Origin of the sequence: Streptomyces sp. NBC_01268 (assembly GCF_036240795.1) — a bacterium.
Classification (GTDB): domain Bacteria; phylum Actinomycetota; class Actinomycetes; order Streptomycetales; family Streptomycetaceae; genus Streptomyces.
Map to the genome: position 1 here is coordinate 4,094,176 of NZ_CP108454.1, position 21,290 is coordinate 4,115,465.

20 protein-coding genes are annotated in these 21,290 nt (G+C 69.6%); 9 read left to right on the plus strand and 11 right to left on the minus strand.

Features of this window, described 5'->3' with window-relative positions; genetic code table 11:
- Positions 1 to 5: 5 nt before the first annotated feature.
- The 6 genes from gyrB to dnaA form a co-directional block, all read right to left on the minus strand.
- The gene (gene gyrB, locus OG309_RS18170) at positions 6 to 2,036 is read right to left on the minus strand and encodes a DNA topoisomerase (ATP-hydrolyzing) subunit B (RefSeq protein WP_329422172.1); all 2,031 of its coding nucleotides are present in this window, start codon (positions 2,034 to 2,036) and stop codon (positions 6 to 8) included.
- Between the two features lie 491 nt (positions 2,037 to 2,527).
- Positions 2,528 to 3,082 (minus strand): DUF721 domain-containing protein, encoded by a 555-nt coding sequence (locus OG309_RS18175; protein WP_329422175.1) that lies wholly within the window; start codon positions 3,080 to 3,082, stop codon positions 2,528 to 2,530.
- A complete protein-coding gene (gene recF, locus OG309_RS18180; RefSeq protein WP_329422177.1) occupies positions 3,079 to 4,209 on the minus strand; it encodes a DNA replication/repair protein RecF in 1,131 nt (376 codons plus the stop codon). The genes OG309_RS18175 and recF overlap by 4 nt, the downstream gene beginning before the upstream one ends.
- Positions 4,210 to 4,267: 58 nt before the next feature.
- Positions 4,268 to 5,146 (minus strand): phosphogluconate dehydrogenase (NAD(+)-dependent, decarboxylating), encoded by an 879-nt coding sequence (gene gnd / locus OG309_RS18185; protein ID WP_329422179.1) that lies wholly within the window; start codon positions 5,144 to 5,146, stop codon positions 4,268 to 4,270.
- Between the two features lie 79 nt (positions 5,147 to 5,225).
- Positions 5,226 to 6,356, minus strand: coding sequence for a DNA polymerase III subunit beta (dnaN, locus tag OG309_RS18190; RefSeq protein ID WP_041130169.1), 1,131 nt, complete (start codon positions 6,354 to 6,356; stop codon positions 5,226 to 5,228).
- Positions 6,357 to 7,395: 1,039 nt separating this feature from the next.
- Positions 7,396 to 9,210: a chromosomal replication initiator protein DnaA gene (dnaA, locus tag OG309_RS18195; protein ID WP_329422183.1), complete on the minus strand. Its 1,815-nt coding sequence runs from the start codon at positions 9,208 to 9,210 to the stop codon at positions 7,396 to 7,398.
- A gap of 380 nt (positions 9,211 to 9,590) precedes the next feature.
- Between dnaA and rpmH the strand changes: the two genes are divergently transcribed.
- From rpmH to OG309_RS18240, 9 genes are all read left to right on the plus strand, one after another.
- The gene (gene rpmH, locus OG309_RS18200; RefSeq protein WP_046908686.1) at positions 9,591 to 9,728 is read left to right on the plus strand and encodes a 50S ribosomal protein L34; all 138 of its coding nucleotides are present in this window, start codon (positions 9,591 to 9,593) and stop codon (positions 9,726 to 9,728) included.
- Between the two features lie 21 nt (positions 9,729 to 9,749).
- Positions 9,750 to 10,121 carry a ribonuclease P protein component gene (gene rnpA / locus OG309_RS18205; protein ID WP_329422186.1) on the plus strand — a complete coding sequence of 124 codons (372 nt, stop codon included), beginning with the start codon at positions 9,750 to 9,752 and terminating at the stop codon, positions 10,119 to 10,121.
- On the plus strand, positions 10,118 to 10,444 hold the full coding sequence (gene yidD, locus OG309_RS18210; protein WP_329422189.1) for a membrane protein insertion efficiency factor YidD: 327 nt from the start codon (positions 10,118 to 10,120) through the stop codon (positions 10,442 to 10,444). Before rnpA ends, yidD begins: the two co-directional genes overlap by 4 nt.
- 3 nt (positions 10,445 to 10,447) lie before the next feature.
- Complete coding sequence (gene yidC / locus OG309_RS18215) at positions 10,448 to 11,758, plus strand: membrane protein insertase YidC (protein ID WP_329422191.1); 1,311 nt, start codon at positions 10,448 to 10,450, stop codon at positions 11,756 to 11,758.
- A 35-nt stretch (positions 11,759 to 11,793) separates the two neighbouring features.
- Entirely contained in the window at positions 11,794 to 12,303 is a 510-nt protein-coding gene (locus OG309_RS18220; RefSeq protein ID WP_329422193.1) for a Jag family protein, read from the plus strand.
- Between the two features lie 117 nt (positions 12,304 to 12,420).
- Positions 12,421 to 13,140: a 16S rRNA (guanine(527)-N(7))-methyltransferase RsmG gene (gene rsmG / locus OG309_RS18225; RefSeq protein WP_329422195.1), complete on the plus strand. Its 720-nt coding sequence runs from the start codon at positions 12,421 to 12,423 to the stop codon at positions 13,138 to 13,140.
- A 259-nt stretch (positions 13,141 to 13,399) separates the two neighbouring features.
- On the plus strand, positions 13,400 to 14,488 hold the full coding sequence (locus tag OG309_RS18230; RefSeq protein ID WP_329422196.1) for a ParA family protein: 1,089 nt from the start codon (positions 13,400 to 13,402) through the stop codon (positions 14,486 to 14,488).
- Positions 14,485 to 15,603 (plus strand): ParB/RepB/Spo0J family partition protein, encoded by a 1,119-nt coding sequence (locus OG309_RS18235; RefSeq protein ID WP_329422197.1) that lies wholly within the window; start codon positions 14,485 to 14,487, stop codon positions 15,601 to 15,603. Before OG309_RS18230 ends, OG309_RS18235 begins: the two co-directional genes overlap by 4 nt.
- Before the next feature lie 155 nt (positions 15,604 to 15,758).
- On the plus strand, positions 15,759 to 16,376 hold the full coding sequence (locus OG309_RS18240; RefSeq protein WP_329422200.1) for a GNAT family N-acetyltransferase: 618 nt from the start codon (positions 15,759 to 15,761) through the stop codon (positions 16,374 to 16,376).
- A 97-nt stretch (positions 16,377 to 16,473) separates the two neighbouring features.
- Here OG309_RS18240 and trxA read toward each other — a convergent pair whose 3' ends face one another.
- The 5 genes from trxA to OG309_RS18265 all read right to left on the minus strand — a co-directional run bounded on the left by trxA (position 16,474) and on the right by OG309_RS18265 (position 21,277).
- On the minus strand, positions 16,474 to 16,806 hold the full coding sequence (gene trxA, locus OG309_RS18245) for a thioredoxin (protein ID WP_329422201.1): 333 nt from the start codon (positions 16,804 to 16,806) through the stop codon (positions 16,474 to 16,476).
- Between the two features lie 46 nt (positions 16,807 to 16,852).
- Complete coding sequence (gene trxB, locus OG309_RS18250) at positions 16,853 to 17,818, minus strand: thioredoxin-disulfide reductase (RefSeq protein ID WP_329422204.1); 966 nt, start codon at positions 17,816 to 17,818, stop codon at positions 16,853 to 16,855.
- Positions 17,819 to 17,947: 129 nt separating this feature from the next.
- On the minus strand, positions 17,948 to 18,844 hold the full coding sequence (locus OG309_RS18255; protein ID WP_329422206.1) for a hypothetical protein: 897 nt from the start codon (positions 18,842 to 18,844) through the stop codon (positions 17,948 to 17,950).
- Complete coding sequence (gene sigM / locus OG309_RS18260) at positions 18,841 to 19,545, minus strand: RNA polymerase sigma factor SigM (RefSeq protein WP_329422208.1); 705 nt, start codon at positions 19,543 to 19,545, stop codon at positions 18,841 to 18,843. Before sigM ends, OG309_RS18255 begins: the two co-directional genes overlap by 4 nt.
- Before the next feature lie 25 nt (positions 19,546 to 19,570).
- Positions 19,571 to 21,277: a protein kinase family protein gene (locus OG309_RS18265; protein ID WP_329422210.1), complete on the minus strand. Its 1,707-nt coding sequence runs from the start codon at positions 21,275 to 21,277 to the stop codon at positions 19,571 to 19,573.
- Positions 21,278 to 21,290 lie beyond the last annotated feature (13 nt).

Consider the following 21,290-nt stretch of genomic DNA (forward strand, 5'->3'; position numbering starts at 1 on the left):
CCGACTCAGATGTCGAGGAAGCGAACGTCCTTGGCGTTGCGCTGGATGAACGAGCGCCGCGCCTCGACGTCCTCGCCCATCAGCACCGAGAACAGGTCGTCGGCCTGGGCCGCGTCGTCCAGGGTGACCTGGCCGAGCACGCGGTGCTCGACGTCCATGGTGGTGACGCGCAGCTCCTCGGCGTTCATCTCGCCGAGACCCTTGAAGCGCTGGATCGAGTCTTCCCGGATCCGCTTGCCGTTCTGCTTGCCCAGCTCGACCAGCGCGTCGCGCTCGCGGTCCGAGTACGCGTACTCGAAGTCGTCCCGGCCCCACTTGATCTTGTACAGCGGCGGGCGGGAGAGGTAGACGTGCCCGGCCTCGACCAGCGGCCGCATGAAGCGGAAGAGGAAGGTCAGCAGCAGGGTGTTGATGTGCTGGCCGTCGACGTCGGCGTCCGCCATCAGGATGATCTTGTGATAGCGGAGCTTCTCGATGTCGAAGTCCTCGTGCACACCGGTGCCGAAGGCGGAGATCAGCGCCTGGACCTCGGTGTTCTGCAGGATCTTGTCGACGCGGGCCTTCTCGACGTTCAGGATCTTGCCGCGGATCGGCAGGATGGCCTGGTACATCGGGTTGCGGCCGGACTTGGCCGAGCCGCCGGCGGAGTCACCCTCGACGATGAAGATCTCGCACTTGGTGGGGTCGTTCGACTGGCAGTCGGACAGCTTGCCCGGCAGCGAGGCGGACTCCAGCAGACCCTTGCGGCGGGTCAGGTCGCGCGCCTTGCGCGCGGCCACGCGCGCGGTGGCGGCCTGGATGCCCTTGCGGATGATGTCCGCGGCCTCGTTCGGGTTGCGGTCGAACCAGTCCGTGAGGTGCTCGTGGACCACCTTCTGGACGAAGGTCTTCGCCTCGGTGTTGCCCAGCTTGGTCTTGGTCTGGCCCTCGAACTGCGGCTCGCCCAGCTTGACCGAGATGATCGCGGTCAGACCCTCGCGGATGTCGTCACCGGTGAGGTTGTCGTCCTTCTCGCGGAGCAGCTTCTTGTCGCGCGCGTACTTGTTGACGAGCGTCGTCAGCGCCGCGCGGAAGCCTTCCTCGTGCGTACCGCCCTCGTGGGTGTGGATCGTGTTCGCGAAGGAGTACACGCCCTCGGAGTACGAGGAGTTCCACTGCATCGCGATCTCGACCGAGAGCGTGCGCTCCTTGTCCTCGGCCTCGACGTCGATGACGGTGGGGTGGATCAGCTCGCCCTTGCGCGAGTTGAGGTACTTCACGAAGTCGACGATGCCGCCCTCGTAGTGGTACTTCACCGTGCGGGCGACGGCCTCGGTGGTCGCCTCGGCGTCCGGGTCGTCGGCGCCGACCGTGGCCTTGGCGGAGTCGCGCTCGTCGGTGAGCGTGATCGTCAGGCCCTTGTTGAGGAAGGCCATCTCCTGGAAGCGGCGCGAGAGCGTCTCGAAGGAGTACTCGGTCGTCTCGAAGATGTCCGGGTCGGACCAGAACGTCACCGAGGTGCCGTGCTCGTCGGTCGCCTCGTGCTTGGCGAGGGGCGCGGTCGGGGCGCCCATCTTGTAGTCCTGCGTCCAGCGGTGGCCGTCGGTCTTGACCTCGACGGCGACCTTGGTGGACAGGGCGTTCACGACGGAGACGCCGACACCGTGCAGACCGCCGGAGACCGCGTAGCCGCCACCGCCGAACTTGCCGCCCGCGTGGAGCACGGTCAGCACGACCTCCAGGGCCGGCTTGCCCTCGGACTCGACGATGCCGACCGGGATGCCACGGCCGTTGTCGACGACGCGGACACCGCCGTCGGGGAGGATCGTCACGTCGATGGTGTCCGCGTGACCGGCCAGGGCTTCGTCGACCGAGTTGTCGACGACCTCCTGCACCATGTGGTGCAGGCCGCGCTCTCCGGTCGAGCCGATGTACATGCCGGGGCGCTTGCGCACCGCATCCAGGCCCTCGAGTACCTGGATGTTGCTGGCGGTGTACGGGTTGTTCTCGTTGGGGTTGCCGGAATCGGCCACGAAGCGCCCTTTCTGGCACAGCACAGGCCGTTCTCCGGGCATACGGGAGCGGCTGCGTCGTTCGACATGTTCCGCAGGGTGGCGGGATTGTCTCCCAGTCTACCGGTACCGCTGACACTCATGGGGGTTTGCCGGTACCTGAATGCTCATGTGCCGCCCTCGACGGGCGCGAGACGACTCCCCATATCCGGGGAGGGGCCCCAGAGGCCTCTGACGGCCACCTAGCGCTTCGGGTCGTAGCGCGTTGTGGGCATCGGGGGCCGCGCAGCGGACATCCGCGGCGCGCCCGTTGTGGGCACACGTTCCGCCAGGGCGATGGGAGCCCCCCGGACGACGTCCGGCGGGAGGACGGCACAACCCTTCGCGCGCGGGCGGCGGCCGGGGGCAAACCGGGGGAAATGGGAAGAGAACGGGCACAACCGCCTCGCGCACGGGGCCTTCCGCCGGGACCGCGCCTCGCGCACGGCGCCTTCCGCCGGGACCCGCGCCCCCTGCGGCGGCCCGCCCTGCCCGTACTACCCGTACGTGTCGCCGGGCCCCGTGGACCCGGGCGCCCGCAGCGGCCCGTACCCCCTGCGCGGCGCCCCGGGCCCCAGCACCTTGATCATCCGCACGGTCCCGTGCCCCAGGTCCTCGTTGAGCCGCGCCACGAGCCGCGGCGCCAGGAGCCGCAGCTGCGTCGCCCACGCCGTGGAGTCGCACTGCACGGTGAGCACCCGCACCTCGGGGTCCTCGTCGTACTTCAGCGGTACGCAGTGCTTGGCCAGGTCCTCGCCCACGATCTGCGGCCAGCGGCCCATGACCCCGCCGACCGCCGCCGGCGTCTCCCAGCCCCGCTCGGTGATCAGCCGGTTGATCGCGGCGCCGAGCGCCATCGGGTCGCGCCCGTCCGCGCGGGCGCCGGAACGCAGCCCGCCGCCGCGCCGCGCCTGCTTCTTCTGCTGGGCCGCCGCGCCCCGCGCCTTCGCCTGCTCCTTGGCTGCGCGCAGCGCGACCCGCGCCAGATCGACGCCCGACGGCTCGGGCACCGCCGGCTTGTCCACAGGCTGGGGAGAAGATTCGCCGCTCATGCCGCTCCCACCCGTTCCACCGTCCCGCCGGAGACCTCGTACCGCGTTCCCGCGAGCACGCCCGGCACGTCGTCGTCGACGGCGGCCGTCACCAGGACCTGTTCGCCGGGGGCCACCAGCTCCGCGAGGCGTTCCCGCCGGCGCGCGTCCAGCTCGGCGAAGACGTCGTCGAGGACGAGGACCGGCTCGTTGCCCTCCGCGCGCAGCAGGTCGTACGAGGCGAGCCGCAGCGCCAGGGCGTACGACCAGGACTCGCCGTGGCTCGCGTACCCCTTGGCCGGCAGGTCGCCCAGCTTGAGCAGGAGCTCGTCGCGATGCGGTCCGACCAGCGTGACGCCCCGCTCGATCTCCTGCTTGCGCACCTCGGCGAGCGCGGCGATCAGCTGCTCGTACAGCTCCTCGCGGGTGTGCCCGGAACCCGGCGCCGAGGGCCGGTACTCCAGCTGTACGGGGCCGCCGCCGGGTGCCAGCTGCTCGTACGCCTTGTCGGCGAGCGGCCGCAGCACCCCGATGAGGTCGAGCCGCTGGGCGAGCAGCTCGGCGCCCGCGCGGGCCAGGTGCTGGTCCCAGACGTCGAGCGTGGACAGGTCCATGGAGCGCCCGCCGTGCCGACGGGCCATCGCGGCGGACTTCAGGAGCGTGTTGCGCTGCTTGAGCACCCGCTCGTAGTCCGAGCGCACGCCCGCCATGCGCGGCGCGCGCGCCGTGATCAGGTCGTCGAGGAAGCGCCGGCGCTCGCCGGGGTCGCCCTTGATCAGCGCCAGGTCCTCCGGCGCGAACAGCACCGTCCGGACGATCCCCAGTACGTCACGGGGCCTGACCTGCGAGGACCTGTTGATGCGGGCACGGTTCGCGCGGCCCGGGTTGAGTTCGAGCTCGACCAGCTGGGAGCGCTCGCCCTGGGTGACGGCGGCGCGGATGACCGCCCGCTCGGCGCCCATCCGCACGAGCGGGGCGTCGGAGGCGACCCGGTGACTGCCGAGGGTGGCGAGATAGCCGACCGCCTCGACGAGGTTGGTCTTGCCCTGCCCGTTGGCCCCCACGAACGCGGTGACGCCCGGGTCGAGAGGCACCTCGACCCGGGCGTACGAGCGGAAGTCGGCCAGCGACAGATGCGTGACGTGCATGGTGGGCGCCGACCTTCTTCCCCGGCGGCTGTGCACCGCGGGGTGCACAGCCTGTGGATTACTTCTTCGTCTCGACCGCGTGGCCACCGAACTGGTTGCGCAGCGCGGCGATCATCTTCATCTGCGGGGAGTCGTCCTGACGCGAGGCGAACCGCGCGAAGAGCGACGCGGTGATCGCCGGCAGCGGCACGGCGTTGTCGATCGCGGCCTCGACGGTCCACCGGCCCTCGCCGGAGTCCGACGCGTAGCCGCGCAGCTTGTCCAGGTGCTCGTCCTCGTCGAGGGCGTTGACCGCGAGGTCCAGCAGCCAGGAACGGATGACCGTGCCCTCCTGCCAGGAGCGGAAGACCTCGCGCACGTCGGTGACGGAGTCGACCTTCTCCAGGAGCTCCCAGCCCTCGGCGTAGGCCTGCATCATCGCGTACTCGATGCCGTTGTGGACCATCTTCGCGAAGTGGCCGGCGCCGACCTTGCCGGCGTGGACCGAGCCGAACTCGCCCTCGGGCTTGAGCGCGTCGAAGATCGGCTGGACACGGGCCACGTTCTCGGCGTCGCCGCCGTACATGAGCGCGTAGCCGTTCTCCAGGCCCCAGACGCCGCCGGAGACGCCGCAGTCGACGAAGCCGATGCCCTTGGCCGCCAGCTCCTCGGCGTGCTTCTCGTCGTCGGTCCAGCGGGAGTTGCCGCCGTCCACGACGATGTCACCCGGGGAGAGCAGGTCGGCGAGCTCGTCGACGGTGGACTGGGTCGCGGCACCTGCCGGGACCATCACCCACACGACGCGCGGACCCTTGAGCTTGCCCACAAGCTCTTCGAGGCTGTGGACATCGGCGAGGTCCGGGTTGCGGTCGTATCCGATGACGGTGTGACCTGCGCGGCGGATGCGCTCGCGCATGTTGCCGCCCATCTTGCCGAGACCGACGAGACCGAGCTCCATCAGATGATTCCTTAAGCGTCGTGTGCGGTTCGTACCCGCGTCCGAGCCTACGCCCGGACGCGGGTGCACACCTGTGGGGTCAGCCGCTCAGGCGTACCGGCATGATCAGGTACTTGTAGGCCTCGTCCGCCTCCGCGTCGAGCGCCGGCTTGCCGCTCAGCAGCGCGGGCTTCGTGGAGGTCGTGAAGGAGAGCTGGGCGACCGGGGAGTCGATCGCGCTCAGGCCGTCCAGCAGGAACGTCGGGTTGAAGGCGATCGAGATGTCGTCGCCGTCCAGCTGCGCGTCCACACGCTCCACAGCCTGTGCGTCGTCGCTGGAGCCGGCCTCCAGGATGAGCACGCCCTGCTCGAAGCTGAGCCGGACCGGGGTGTTGCGCTCGGCCACCAGGGCCACACGCTTCACGGCCTCGACGAACGGCGCGGTCTCGATCACGGCGACCGAGTTGAACTCGGTGGGGAAGAGCGTCCGGTACTTCGGCAGGTCGCCCTCGAGCAGCCGGGTGGTGGTGCGGCGGCCCGCGCCCTCGAAGCCGATGAGGCCCTCGCCCTTGCCGGAGCCGGAGAGCGCCAGGGTGACCGTGTCGCCACTGGTCAGGGCCTTCGCGGTGTCCAGGAGGGTCTTCGCGGGCACCAGGGCGACCGCGGAGGCGTCCGGGGACTCCGGCTTCCACAGGAACTCGCGGACGGCGAAGCGGTAGCGGTCGGTGGAGGCCAGGGTGACGGTGTCGCCCTCGATCTCGATGCGCACACCGGTGAGCACGGGCAGCGTGTCGTCGCGGCCGGCGGCGATGGCCACCTGGGCGGCGGCGGAGGCGAAGACCTCACCGGGGACGGTGCCGGTGGCGGTGGGCATCTCCGGCAGCGCCGGGTACTCCTCCACAGGAAGGGTGTGGAGGGTGAAGCGGGAGGAGCCGCAGACCACGGTCGCCCGTACCCCGTCTGTGGAGATCTCCACCGGACGGTTGGGGAGGGCGCGGCAGATGTCGGCGAGCAGCCGGCCGGAGACCAGGACGGTGCCGTCCTCCTCGACCTCGGCCTCGACGGAGACGCGGGCCGAGACCTCGTAGTCGAAGCTGGAGAAGCTCAGCGCGCCGTCCTCGGCCTTCAGCAGAAGGCCCGCGAGCACGGGCGCCGGCGGACGGGCCGGAAGGCTGCGGGCCACCCACGCCACCGCCTCCGCAAGTACATCGCGCTCCACCCGGATCTTCACCGGAACCGCCTCCTGCTTGTTGCTGGCTCTTCGTCGACTGCGGGAACCAGTCTGACGTACGCCACCGACACTCGGTGCGGCTCGGGGTCAAGTCGCGACAAGAGCGCGTCGAGGCTCCGGGCTCGAGTTGTGCACAGGCCCCGCTTCGAAGCGGATTCCTAGCTAACTCTCTGTGGGAGTAGTAGTAGGGGCTGTGGAAACCGTGGATAACGCTGTTCGCGCAGGTCAGCCCCAGTTTTTTGTCCACCGACCCTGTGGGTGAAGCCCGTGGACAACTGGGCTGTTCTGTGGACACGCGAAAGTTCTGCACACCCGATTCACAGGGCAGGGGGAGTTCTCCCCAGTGCTGTCCCCAGCTTTCCCCAGGTTCCCCACAGCCCAAACGTCTCCCTTGGTGTGACCGCTTTCACTCGGTGCGGTGAGCGGGGGTGTTTCGTTGCCGAACAGTGGACAGCGGTGTGGAGAAGCTGTGGGCAACCGCCCGGACCCTGTGGGCGGCCGGTGGACAACCGAGGCGCGCCCCTGTGGACAGATTTTTCATCCACAGGCTGTGGAGATCGTTTGCCAACAATTCCACAGGCCTCTGACCAGGGGTGATGGCCTGTCAGCCCGTCACCCTGTGGATGTAATCCGGATAACTTCGCAGTCCCCACCCTGTGGACGGAAGATCATCCCTCAATCTGTGGAGAACTCGCCACCGGAACGGAGTAATCGAACAGCGAGCTCTCGTACACAGGTGTGCACAGGGCCCGATCACCGTCGCGGAGGACCCTCGGAGGTCTCTCGGAGGGCTCGCGGAGGGCTCTTGGACGGCTCTTGGAGTCCCTGTGGGTGCGTCTCAGGACCGCTCCTGGAGAACTACCGGACCGCTCCTGGAGGCTCCGGAAACGCCTCCAGGGCCGCCCCCTGGAACCGCCCCGGCTCTCCCCTGCCCGCCTTGCGCGTTCCCGGCAACGTTCCCGGGAACGCTCCCGGGAACGCCGAAGGGCGCCCGGGGAGGTCGTCCCTGGGCGCCCTTCGGAGGGTCCGCGGCGGCGTCTCAGCCGTTCTTGATGCGGTTGGTCAGCTCGGTGACCTGGTTGTAGATGGAGCGCCGCTCGGCCATCAGCGCGCGGATCTTGCGGTCGGCGTGCATGACCGTGGTGTGGTCACGGCCGCCGAACTGCGCGCCGATCTTCGGCAGCGACAGGTCCGTGAGCTCCCGGCACAGGTACATGGCGATCTGCCGGGCCGTGACGAGTACCCGGCTGCGCGAGGAACCGCACAGGTCCTCCACCGTCAGACCGAAGTAGTCCGCCGTCGCCGCCATGATCGCGCCCGCGGTGATCTCCGGCGCCGAGTCCTCGCCGCCGGGGATCAGGTCCTTGAGGACGATCTCGGTCAGCCCGAGGTCCACCGGCTGCCGGTTGAGACTCGCGAAGGCCGTCACCCGGATCAGCGCGCCCTCCAGCTCGCGGATGTTCCGCGAGATCCGGGAGGCGATGAACTCCAGCACCTCCGGCGGGGCGTTCAGCTGCTCCTGGACCGCCTTCTTGCGCAGGATCGCGATCCGCGTCTCCAGCTCCGGCGGCTGCACATCGGTGGTCAGACCCCACTCGAAGCGGTTGCGGAGCCGGTCCTCCAGGGTCACCAGCTGCTTGGGCGGCCGGTCCGAGGAGAGCACGATCTGCTTGTTGGCGTTGTGGAGCGTGTTGAAGGTGTGGAAGAACTCCTCCTGCGTCGACTCCTTGCTCGCGAGGAACTGGATGTCGTCGACCAGCAGGATGTCCACATCGCGGTAGCGCTTGCGGAACGCGTCGCCCTTGCCGTCGCGGATCGAGTTGATGAACTCGTTGGTGAACTCCTCCGAGCTCACGTACCGCACCCGCGTGCCCGGGTAGAGGCTGCGGGCGTAGTGACCGATCGCGTGCAACAGGTGGGTCTTGCCGAGCCCCGACTCGCCATAGATGAAGAGGGGGTTGTACGCCTTCGCCGGCGCCTCGGCCACCGCGACCGCGGCCGCGTGCGCGAAGCGGTTCGAGGAACCGATGACGAAGGTGTCGAAGAGGTACTTGGGGTTCAGCCGGGCGTGCTGCTCGCCGGGCGCGCCGGGACCGCCGCCCTGGGAGGAGCCGCCCATGCCGGGGCCGCCGGTCGGACCGGTGCCCATCGGACCGGGGACGGGACCGCCCGGACGGGGGCCGCCGCCGGGCCGCTGGGGTTCTTGCATCTCGCCGCGGTCGGGCCGCTGCGGCTGCTCGTACGCCGGGGGCCGCTCGTCGTAGCGCGGCTGGGGCTGCTGGGGGCGGGCCGTCGCGTAGGGGTCGCGCTCCTGGAAGCCGCCGAGCCGCTGCTGCTGCCAGGACAGGTCCTCCTGGGCGCGCGGCCAGGACCCGGGCTCGGGGCGCTGCTGCTGGTACTCGGGGTAGGCGGGCCGGGCGGTCGGCAGACCGTCGTCCGGCAGCGGGCGCCCGTACTCGTCGTACTTCTCGTACTTGTCGTACTTCCCGTACGGCTCCGCCGGCGGGCGCTCGTCGTAGCGCTGCGGCGGCTGGGGCTGCGGCGCGTGCCGGACGGGCGGCGCGGGCGGGGTCGGCTCGCCGACCGAGTCGTCGACGGTGATCGCGATCCGGATCGGGCGGCCGCAGGCGTGGCTGAGGGCCTCGCTGATGAGCGGGGCGAGCCGGCCTTCCAGAACCTGCTTGCCGTACTCGTTGGGGACCGCGAGCAGTGCGGTGTCGGCCACCAGGGCGAGCGGCTGGCACCGCTCGATCCACTGCTTGTCCTTGGACTCGATGCCCTGCTGGCCTTCGCCGAGAAGCTGTTCCAGCACGCGCGGCCACACTGCGGCAAGATCGGCAGGTACGTCAGCCACGGGGCACGCTTCCTCGCAGGTCCCACGAATGTGTGGTTCTCGGGACGGTAGGTCGAAGTCCTGAAGGACAGGTAAGGACAGATCGGAAAAGATTGCGGAGTCCAGCCACGGTAGTCGCGGCGGCTGACGTGGTTCAAGTTGTTGTCCACAGCCTGTGCACAATGGACCCCGGTGACCGGCCGGTTTGACCGGATGGCGTAGCCGCGCGTACCGTAACCAGGTCGAGTTGTCGATGGCTGCTGCCGCCTGCCTCCGATGGGCGAAGATCACTTTACGTGGTCGCGAAGCGGTGCACTCGGGCGTATTACGAGCTTCTCGTGGGCGCACGGTGACAGCCAGGCGATGTCCCGCCACCAACGAATCATTTCTGGAGCCCCCGAGTGAGCAAGCGCACCTTCCAGCCGAACAACCGTCGTCGCGCGAAGACCCACGGCTTCCGCCTGCGCATGCGCACCCGTGCCGGCCGCGCCATCCTGGCGAACCGCCGTGCCAAGGGTCGCGCGGAACTGTCCGCCTGATCTGTCTAAACAGGTCATGACGTGCTGCCTACCGAGAATCGGCTGAGGCGGCGCGAGGACTTCGCGACCGCGGTACGCCGAGGGCGTCGGGCTGGACGCCCGTGCCTCGTCGTCCATCTACACAGCGGTGCAACGGACCCGCACGCGCCTGGGGAGAGCGCTCCCCCGACGCGTGCGGGTTTCGTCGTGAGCAAAGCCGTTGGTGGAGCGGTCGTCCGCAATCAGGTGAAGCGTCGTTTGCGCCATCTCGTGCGCGAACGACTCACCGAGCTGCCCCCCGGTAGCCTGGTGGTGGTACGGGCGTTGCCCGGAGCCGGCGACGCCGATCATGCACAGCTGGCCCGAGACCTGGACGCCGCCCTTCAGCGGCTGCTGGGAGGGGGCACGCGATGAAGTACCCGCTGCTGGCCCTCATCAAGCTGTACCAGTGGACGATCAGCCCGCTCCTGGGCCCCGTCTGCCGGTACTACCCGTCGTGTTCCCACTACGGATTCACGGCCATCGACCGGCATGGCGCGATCAAGGGCACAGCCCTGACCGCTTGGCGCATCCTGCGGTGCAATCCGTGGTCGCCCGGCGGCGTGGACCATGTTCCCCCGCGCAAGCGGCCGCGCTGGCACGAGATGCTGCGCGCCGCCCTGCGTGGAGACAAGGGCGGGTTCTCCGCCGAGACGAGCCCGGCCGGAGAGACCTCGCCCAATGCTCAAGGAGCCTGATTAGTGGACACGATTGCCAGTCTGTTCAGCTTCATCACCACACCTGTCTCATGGGTGATCGTCCAGTTCCACAAGATGTACGGGGCGATCTTCGGCCCTGACACGGGCTGGGCCTGGGGTCTGTCCATCGTGTCCCTCGTGGTGCTGATCCGTATCTGCCTGATCCCGCTCTTCGTGAAGCAGATCAAGTCGACGCGGAACATGCAGGCGCTCCAGCCGAAGATGAAGGCGATCCAGGAGCGCTACAAGAGCGACAAGCAGCGTCAGTCCGAAGAGATGATGAAGCTGTACAAGGAGACGGGTACCAACCCGCTCTCCTCGTGCCTTCCCATCCTGGCCCAGTCGCCGTTCTTCTTCGCGCTGTACCACGTGCTCTCCGCGATCGCCTCGGGCAAGACGATCGGCGTCATCGACCAGCCGCTGCTCGAGAGCGCCCGGCAGGCCCACATCTTCGGCGCCCCGCTGGCCGCCAAGTTCACGGACAGTGCCGAGAAGGTCGCCTCCCTCAACGCCTCGCTGACCGATGTCCGCATCGTCACCGCGGTCATGATCATCATGATGTCGGCCTCGCAGTTCTTCACCCAGCGCCAGCTGATGATGAAGAACGTCGACCTCTCGGTGAAGACCCCGTACATGCAGCAGCAGAAGATGCTCATGTACATCTTCCCGCTGATCTTCGCGGTCATGGGCATCAACTTCCCCGTCGGTGTCCTCGTCTACTGGCTGACCACCAACGTGTGGACCATGGGCCAGCAGATGTACGTGATCAACCAGAACCCGACGCCGGGCAGCAAGGCCCAGGACGCCTACCTGCAGCGCCTGCTCAAGGGCGTCACCCACCACGGCGAGGTTCGCGGCCGTCGCCGCAAGAACATCGTCAAGGCGATCGTCGCCAAGGGCAGCGACCGCAACGACAACGAGCGCCGCTTCTTCGCGGGCCTGGCCAAGGCCGGCTTCGCCGCCCAGGCCGACGGCACCGTGATCAAGAGCGACACCACGGCCGCCGAGGCGGAGGGCGGTGCCGCCACCCGGCGCCAGCAGCCCAAGCGCCAGACCAAGGCCCAGCGCCAGTCCGGAGGCCAGCACACCCCGGCGAAGGAGGCCGAGGAATCGGCTCCGGAGACCGAGGAAGCCGCGGCTGACGTCGCCGACGAGAAGGCGGCTCCCTCGCTGGAGAAGAAGCCGCAGCCCGAGGCGAAGGGCACCGGGACCCAGGACGCGGGTGACAAGCCGACGCGGCAGCGGGCCAACTCCGGTGGCTCCCGCCAGCGCAAGGGCCAGCAGCGGCCCAAGCACCCCTCCTCCAAGAAGTAAGCCTCCACGAAGCCGAAGCAAGAAGGAGTCCATCCGTGACGGAAGGCATCACCTCCGCCGCCGAGGGTGGCGACACCCTGACCCGCCTGGAGCAGGAGGGTGAGATCGCGGCCGACTACCTCGAAGGCCTGCTCGACATCGCCGACCTCGACGGTGACATCGACATGGACGTCGAGGCGGACCGGGCGTCGGTCTCGATCGTCTCCGACGCGAACAGCCGTGACCTGCAGAAGCTGGTCGGCCGCGACGGCGAGGTGCTGGAGGCCCTTCAGGAGCTCACCCGGCTGGCCGTGCACCGGGAGACCGGTGACCGCAGCCGTCTGATGCTCGACATCGCCGGCTTCCGCGCCCAGAAGCGCTCCGAGCTGGCGCAGATCGGCGCCAAGGCCGCCGACGAGGTCAAGTCCAGCGGCCAGCCGGTCAAGCTGGACCCGATGACCCCGTTCGAGCGCAAGGTCGTGCACGACGCGGTCGCCGCCGCCGGTCTGCGCAGCGAGTCCGAGGGCGAGGAGCCGCAGCGCTTCGTCGTCGTGCTCCCTGCCTGATCCCTCTCGTAGTGTCGGCCCCGTCTGTTCGCAGGCGGGGCCGAATTTTGTCAGCCTGATAGTCAGCCACACAGTGCCCTCGCACGTCATGCGTGCGGTACGGAAGGACGGTTCCCCGTGACGGAGGCAGCGGAGCTTCCCCAGGCGCCGGAGCAGGCGCGGACGGTCTTCGGTGAGTACTTTCCGGAGGCGGTGCGCTACGCGGAGCTTCTCGCGGACGCGGGGGTCAAGCGCGGCCTGATCGGCCCCCGTGAGGTTCCCCGGTTGTGGGAGCGCCACATCCTGAACTGCGCCGTGCTCTCCGAGGTCGTCCCCGAGGGCGTCACGGTGTGCGACGTCGGCTCGGGCGCCGGCCTGCCCGGCATCCCGCTGGCGCTCGTGCGCCGGGACCTGAAGATCACGCTCCTCGAGCCGCTGCTGCGCCGGACGAACTTCCTCCAGGAGGTCGTCGAGCTGCTCGGCCTCGACCACGTGACGGTGGTCCGTGGCCGCGCCGAGGAGATGCTCGGCAAGCTGCCGCCCGTGCACGTCGTCACCGCCCGGGCCGTCGCCCCGCTCGACCGGCTGGCCGGCTGGGGCGTTCCGCTGTTGCGTCCCTACGGCGAGATGCTCGCGCTCAAGGGAGACACGGCGGAGGAGGAGATCAACGGCGCCCGCGCCGCCCTGTCCAAGCTGGGCGTGGTGGGCACCTCCGTCGTGCAGGTGGGCGAGGGGATCGTCGATCCGCTGTCCACGGTCGTCCGGGTCGAGGTCGGCGAGAGCCCGGGCGGTGTGAGGTTCGCCGCCAAGCGGGCCAAGGCGGCCAGGACCAGTCGGCCCCGCCGTGGCGGCCGCTGATCCCTGCCCACTGATCCGTACAAGCTGCGATACGTACAGATTTCGGAGTGTCGAGCGGTCCCGGCCCTGCGGCGCGTGCATCGTGTTTCACGTGAAACGTCGCTCACTGCTGCAGGGGATCATCAGCCGCGGCCGCGCGGCTGCCACGCCCTGGGACCGCACACCTCCGGCGAAACCCCCCGTGAGGGTTAAAGGGTTGTCCACAGAGGTGGATTCCTCCACAGAACCACGGGCCTCGCTGGTTCACGACCCCGAAAGCATGGCAGGCTCTGTGCATCGCGAGCCTGAAGCCGAGGAGAGTGAATCCTTGCGGTCCGACGCCAACATCGCGGGACCGATGACCGATCCGGTCCCCGGTCCCCGAACCGAATCGGCGGGGGAGGATGTTTCACGTGAAACACCGCCCCCGATGGACGACACCCCCATTGGTCGTGCAGCCCAGCTGGCCGTAGAGGCCTTGGGCCGTGCGGGTGAGGGGCTTCCCCGGCCTGCCCAGACCCGCGTGATGGTGGTCGCCAACCAGAAGGGCGGCGTGGGCAAGACGACCACGACGGTCAACCTTGCCGCCTCCCTCGCCCTGCACGGTGCCCGTGTCCTGGTCATCGACCTCGACCCGCAGGGCAATGCCTCCACGGCGCTCGGCATCGATCACCACGCCGAGGTCCCCTCGATCTACGACGTCCTCGTGGAGAGCAGGCCGCTCTCCGAGGTCGTCCAGCCGGTCCAGGACGTCGAGGGCCTCTTCTGTGCCCCGGCCACCATCGATCTCGCCGGTGCCGAGATCGAGCTGGTGTCGCTGGTGGCACGCGAGAGCCGCCTGCAGCGTGCGATCCAGGCGTACGAGCAGCCGCTCGACTACATCCTGATCGACTGCCCGCCGTCGCTGGGCCTGCTCACGGTCAACGCCATGGTGGCGGGGGCCGAGGTGCTGATCCCCATCCAGTGCGAGTACTACGCGCTGGAGGGCCTGGGCCAGCTCCTGCGGAACGTCGAGCTGGTGCGCGGGCACCTCAACCCCGGGCTGCACGTCTCGACGATCCTGCTCACCATGTACGACGGCCGGACGAGGCTCGCCTCGCAGGTGGCCGACGAGGTGCGCACCCACTTCGGCAAGGAGGTGCTGCGGACCAGCATCCCGCGATCCGTGCGCATCTCCGAAGCGCCGAGCTACGGGCAGACCGTCCTCACCTACGACCCGGGCTCCAGCGGTGCCCTGTCGTACCTGGAGGCGGCGCGCGAGATCGCCCTGCGCGGGGTCGACGTCCAGTACGACGCCACGCATGCCCACACCGGTCAGCCGGCCATGGGCCACCAGAACAACCAGCGAATGTCGGAGGGGATCCAGTGAGCGAGCGACGTAGGGGGCTGGGACGCGGGCTCGGTGCCCTGATCCCCGCTGCTCCCCAGGAGCGACAGGTGCCGGCCGTGGCCGTGGGAGGCCAGGCGACCGGGTCCCCCAGTGCCCTTCCGGCGCTCGGTTCGGAGCGGGGGGTGGCGGCGGCGAAGCTGGCGACCCTTCCCGCGAGCCCGCAGTCGCCCGATTCCATGGTGCCGACGCCGGCCCCCGAGCCCGAGGTCCTGCCGGAGTCCCCCGCCGGGGCGCACTTCGCGGAGCTGCCCCTGGACTTCATCACCCCCAACCCGCGCCAGCCGCGTGAGGTGTTCGACGAGGACGCCCTGGCCGAGCTCGTCACCTCCATCAAGGAGGTGGGTCTGCTCCAGCCCGTCGTCGTGCGCCAGCTGGGTGCCGAGCGCTACGAGCTCATCATGGGTGAGCGCCGCTGGCGGGCCTGCCGCGAGGCCGGTCTGGAGCGCATCCCCGCGATCGTGCGGGCCACCGAGGACGAGAAGCTGCTGCTCGACGCCCTCCTGGAGAACCTGCACCGGGCGCAGCTGAACCCGCTGGAAGAGGCGGCAGCCTACGACCAGCTCCTCAAGGACTTCCACTGCACCCACGACCAGCTGGCCGACCGGATCGGGCGTTCGCGCCCCCAGGTCTCCAACACGCTGCGTCTGCTGCGTCTCTCCCCGCCGGTGCAGCGCCGGGTCGCCGCTGGAGTCCTCTCCGCCGGCCACGCCCGCGCCCTGCTCTCCGTGGACGACCCCGAGACGCAGGACAAGCTGGCGTACCGGATCGTGGCCGAGGGACTGTCGGTGCGGGCGGTCGAGGAGATCGTCACGCTGATGGGCTCGGAGCCCTCCTCGCCGGTCAAGCCGAAGGGTCCGCGGGCAGGGGCCCGGGTCTCCCCGGCCCTGAACCAGCTGGCGACCCGTCTCTCGGACCGCTTCGAGACCCGGGTGAAGGTCGATCTGGGCCAGAAGAAGGGCAAGATCGTCGTCGAGTTCGCCTCGATGGAGGACCTGGACCGGATCCTGTCGACGCTCGCCCCCGGCGAGGGACGCGTGATGGACCAGGGAAACACCGAGCAGGCCGAGCAGGACGGGCAGGACTCCGAGGGCTGATCCCTCTCTTCTCCGCCCAGGGCGGGGCGCGTTCCGGCTTTCACCGGAACGCGCCCCGCCCTTTGCCTGAGTGCGGTATCGCCCCCCTCACGCCCTGGTTACGATGCGAAGAGGCGTATTCGTCCGGCAATGACCGAGGGAAACGAGGAGCAGCCGTGGGGCGTCGGCTCGTACCGCTCACCTTGGACAACCTTCCGGATCTCCCGAAGCGGTGCCGCTCCTGTGTCTTCTGGGAGCTCGATCCGGTGAGTGGAGAGGCCGCCGTGAAGGCCGGCCGGCCGGAGTTGGAGAAGGAGGCGTGGATCTCCGCCGTGCTCCTGGAATGGGGATCCTGCGGCCGGGTGGTCTATGTCGACGAGGTACCGGTCGGCTATGTGCTGTACGCGCCTCCGGCGTATGTGCCCCGGGCCACCGCCTTCCCCACCAGTCCGGTCTCCGCGGACGCCGCTCAGCTGATGACGGCCTGGATCATGCCGGGCTACCAGGGCCAGGGGCTCGGGCGGATGATGGTGCAGACCGTGGCGAAGGATCTGTTGCGGCGGGGCTTCAAGGCGATCGAGGCGTTCGGCGACGCCCGCTGGAAGGAGCCGGCCTGTGTCCTGCCGGCTGATCATCTGCTGGCGGTGGGATTCAAGACCGTGCGGCCGCACCACGCGTTCCCGCGGCTGAGGTTGGAGCTGAGGACGACGCTCTCCTGGAAGGAAGACGTCGAGCTGGCCCTGGACCGGCTGCTGGGAGCCGTACAGAAGGAGCCGGCGCTCCGGCCCCTGTGACACCCCGGTGGGGAGCCTGGCGGAAACGACGGCGGCCCGCCCCCTCGGAAGGGGGCGGGCCGCCACTGTTTCACGTGAAACAGGAAGAGCGTCAGCCTTACTGGCCGATGAAGTCGTTCAGGTCGCGCTCGATCGCGGCCTTGGGCTTCGCACCGACGATCGTCTTCACGACCTCGCCGCCCTGGTAGACGTTCAGGGTCGGGATGGACATGACGCCGTACTTGGCGGCCGTGGCCGGGTTCTCGTCGATGTTGAGCTTGACGACCTCGATCTTCTCGCCGTGCTCGGTGGCGATGGCCTCCAGCGACGGGGCGATCTGGCGGCACGGCCCGCACCACGCGGCCCAGAAGTCCACCAGCACGGGCTTGCCGCTCTTGAGGACGACCTCGTCGAAGTCAGCGTCGGTCACGTTCTTCAGGGCGCCGGCCACGGCGACCTCCTTAATTCGCGGGGTGTGGGGTGATGAGACGTAGGGGTCAGACCGCGGGGGTCTCGGCCAGCTTCTCGCTGTCGGCGAGAGCGGCCAGGAAGCGCTCGGCGTCGAGCGCGGCCGAGCAGCCGGTGCCGGCGGCGGTGATCGCCTGGCGGTAGGTGTGGTCGACGACATCGCCCGCACCGAAGACACCCGTGAGGTTGGTGCGCGTGGACGGGGCTTCGACCTTCAGGTAGCCCTCCTCGTCCAGCTCCAGCTGGCCCTTGAAGAGCTCCGTGCGCGGGTCGTGGCCCACGGCGATGAAGAGGCCCGTCACCGGAAGCTCGCTGGTCTCGCCGGTCTTGGTGTTGCGCAGGGTCAGACCGCTGAGCTTCTGCTCGCCGTGGATCTCGGCCACCTCGTTGTCCCAGGCGAACTTGATCTTCGGGTCGGCGAAGGCGCGCTCCTGCATCGCCTTGGAGGCGCGCAGGGAGTCACGGCGGTGCACGATGGTGACCGACTTGGCGAAGCGCGAGAGGAAGGTGGCCTCCTCGATCGCGGTGTCGCCGCCGCCGACGACGGCGATGTCGTGGTCCTTGAAGAAGAAGCCGTCGCAGGTGGCGCACCAGGAGACACCGCGGCCGGAGAGGGTGTCCTCGTTCGGCAGGCCGAGCTTGCGGTGCTGGGAGCCGGTGGTGACGATGACGGCCTTCGCGCGGTGCACGGTGCCGGCGGTGTCGGTCACGGTCTTGATGTCACCGGTGAGGTCCACGGCGACGACATCGTCCGGAACGAGCTCGGCGCCGAAGCGCTCCGCCTGGGCACGCATGTTGTCCATCAGGTCCGGGCCCATGATGCCGTCACGGAACCCGGGGAAGTTCTCCACGTCGGTCGTGTTCATCAGGGCGCCACCGGCGGTGACCGCGCCTTCGAAGACGAGCGGGTTCAGCGACGCGCGGGCTGTGTAGAGCGCAGCGGTGTAACCCGCGGGCCCGGAGCCGATGATGATCACGTTACGGACGTCGCTCACGGGTTTCTTCCTCGTCTCTGCAGACTGCCTACTGCCTACGGGGGGCGATCGTGTCGGTCACTCTCACCCCACCCAACCGATCCTACGGGGCAAGCATTCCCGAGACCGCCGCCTGGCACGGCGCAGAGTTCACGAGCGCGGTACGGATTCCTTCAGCAGCACGTCGGCCTGTGTGTTCCCGTTCCCCGTGGCGCACGAGGCGTCGACCACATAGATCTGCACCCGGGTGCTGTCGGACGTGTCGGGGAGGACGAGGAGGTAGGCCTCCTGTCCCTGGTAGTCGCCCTTCCGGAAGGCGAGGACCCCGTCCGAGCGATGGGTGCCGGCCTGGACGCAGCGGGGCAGGGAAGCGGTGAGGGTCCGCTGTCGGCCGTCGCCGCCGCTCTGGGCGGAGAGCGACTCGGGACTGTCCTGGGGGGCCTTGAAGGTGCTGTCCTGCTGGAGGAGGGCCTGAGCGGTGACCTCGATCGGAAGGCCGTCGAAACGGGCGGTGCCGGCAGCGCTGGCAGCGGTGTCGGACGTGGTCTTGGCGCCCGAGCCGTCCCCGTTGACGTTCAGCACGCCGGACTGGACGAAGAACAGACTCAGTCCCAGTGCCGCGCCGCCGACGACCGCACCCAGGACGGCCCTGCGACGCCGGCGCCCACGGGGCCGTCCGGGCCCGGTGGGGGCGGAGGAGCGGCCGACGGGGCGGTCCGCGGCCGGGGCGGTGTCCGCCGGACGACTGCGCGGTGTTTCACGTGAAACATGTGCGGCGGTGTCCGGTGCCCTGGAGTCGAGGAGGGCTTCGGCGGCCAGGGCGGCGTCGATCCGTCCGGCGATCTCGGCGGGCATCCGGGGCGGCCCGGGAAGGGTGCCCAGCAGGCCCCGGATCTCCTCCAGGGAGGTCCGTACATCGGCACAGAGAGAACACGCGTCGAGATGGAGGCGTACGACCGCGCTACGGGAAGGCGACAGGAGGCCCTCGGCGAGGTCGGAGATCTCCGAGACGTCGGGGTGCCGAGTCGTGTCGGCCGTGGAAGTCACGCGCGCCCACCTCCGCCCTTCACAGCAGCTGGATTGCTCGGTCCGGTCTCCGTCGGTCCCGGCACCGGTGGGACGGATGTCCCCGGCGTCCGGTTCCTTCCCCGGTCGGGGCTCTCGTTACCCACCGTGTCACCGCGCAGATGAGTGAGCATCGGAAGGAGTCTGGCCCGTCCGCGCGCACAGCGGCTCTTCACCGTGCCGGTGGGGACATCGAGGACCCGGGCGGCCTCGGCCACCGGGTATCCCTGCATGTCGACCAGGACGAGGGCGGCACGCTGCTCGGCGGGGAGCGTGGCGAGGGCCGCCAGGAGCTGGCGGTGCAGATCCTGGCGCTCGGCGGGGGCCTCGGCGGACTCGTGCGGTTCGAGGAGCTGCTCGAACCGCTCGGTGTCGTCCACCGGGGAGGTACGGCGTGAGGCCGCCTTGCGCACCCGGTCGAGACAGGCGTTCACGGTGATGCGGTGGAGCCAGGTCGTGACGGCCGACTGGCCCCGGAAGGTGTGGGCGGCCCGGAACGCCGACACGAGGGCGTCCTGGACGGCGTCAGCGGCCTCCTCGCGGTCGCCGAGCGTCCGCAGGGCCACCGCCCACAACCGGTCCCGGTGGCGGCGTACGAGCTCACCGAAGGCGTCCTGATCGCCGGCCACATGGCAGGCCAGGAGTTCCTGGTCGCTGCGCTCGTCGCGTATGGCGTCGTCCAACGGTGAGCCCCTCCCCCCACGTGGGTCAACTGGTGATCTTGATGTCCGAGATCTGTCCCTTGTAGCCGCCCCCACCGGCCGGCAGGTCGGTCAGCCAGACGAGCACGTAGCGCGTCATGACCGGCTTGGCCGGAGTGAGCGACACCTGTGAACCGTGCCCCGAAGCCTGCCCGGCGAAGCCCCCGAGCTTGTCGGGCTGGGACGAGGCACTCTCGGGCGCCGTCCGCAGTTCGACCGAGGTGCTGCCCTGGAACGTCACGTCGACCTTGGCGACCTGCTGGGCCTTGCCGAGGTCCAGGACGATGCCCACGCCGGCCTTCAAGCGGCCGAACTTCGAGTACCCGTCGTAACGCATCGTCGGCCACGAGGTGCTCGGGTCGCCGTCGTACGCGTTCTGTATCTGGTCCGGGTTCTCCGCGCCGTCGCCCTGCGGGTCGAAGTCGTGCGCGCCGACGATCGCTACGGGCTTGCCGTTCGGCTTGTCCTTCTCGTCCTCGCCGGTCTGCGGCTGGGTGACCTGCGGGGTGTCCGGGTCCTTCGGCTGGTTGAGGAGCCGGTCCGCGATCTGCCAGCTGCCCAGGCCCAGGGCGGCGATCAGCAGGGCGGAGACGGCCCACTTCAGCGCCTTGCCGGCACGGCTCTGCAGCGGCGGCGGCGGGAGCACGACCGGCTGGGTGACCTGCGGGTGCGGCTGGGGGCGCCCGTACGTGCCCTGCTGGTAGGTCGTGCGCTGGTACTCGGGCGGCGCCGGGAGCGGGAACACCGGCTCCGGCGGGCGGATGCGCGGCATCGCCGCCACCGCCTTCGCGAGCTCGTCCGGGGTGGTGCAGGGCGGCTCCTGGCGCGAGGCGGTGGCCCCGTCGTTCGCCAGGGCGCGCATGGCGATCTCGGAGAGGCCGCGGTGGACACCCGCGCGCACCTGGTCGGGCGCGAGCAGCCCGACGCCCTTGGGGAGCCCCGAGAGGCCGTAGGCGTCGTTGTCGTACGGCCAGCGCTGGGTGAGCGCGGCGTAGAGCAGGGCGCCGATCGCCTCGGTGTCGGTGCGCTGCGGCCGGTCGGCGCTGATGCCGCGCAGGGCGGCGTTCACGGCGAGACCGCGGATCCGGTACTGGCCGGTGGAGCTGCGCAGCACGGCGCTCGGCGTGAGCCGGAGGTGCGAGAGGCCCTCGCGGTGTGCCGCGGCCATGGCCTGGGAGACCTGGCTGACCAACTGGTAGGCGTCGTGCGGCTCCATCGGCCCGGTGGCCAGGAGCGCGGTCAGCTCGGTGGAGTCGGGCAGCCACTCGTGCACGACGTACACGAGGTCGTTCTCCTCGACGGCGTCGAGGACCTGGACGAACCGCGGATCGCCGAGCAGCGCAGCGGAACGGGCCGCGGCCAGCACCGAGCGTGCTCTCGGGTGGTCGGCGGGCAGGATGTGCACGCCGACGGCGCGGCGGAGTTTCTCGTCCACGGCACGCCAGCTGCTGAATCCGTCCAGTCGGGTGACGCACTCCTCCAACCGGTAGCGCCTGGCCAGCTTGTGGCCGCTGTGCAGTTCCGGTGCCGTGATGGAGGGCTGTTCGCCGCTCTTTGGTTCGCCCGCCTTGTTCTCCGTGGCCTCGGCGGTCGTGACCGCCTTCTTCTGCGCTTCCGCCACCCCGTCGGTCGCGGCCTTGTCCGCCTTGGCGGTCAGCGGGTCGTCACCGCTGTTGTCGGCCACGTCGACGGCAGCCGTGCTACGTTCCGCCACCGTCGTTCCTGCC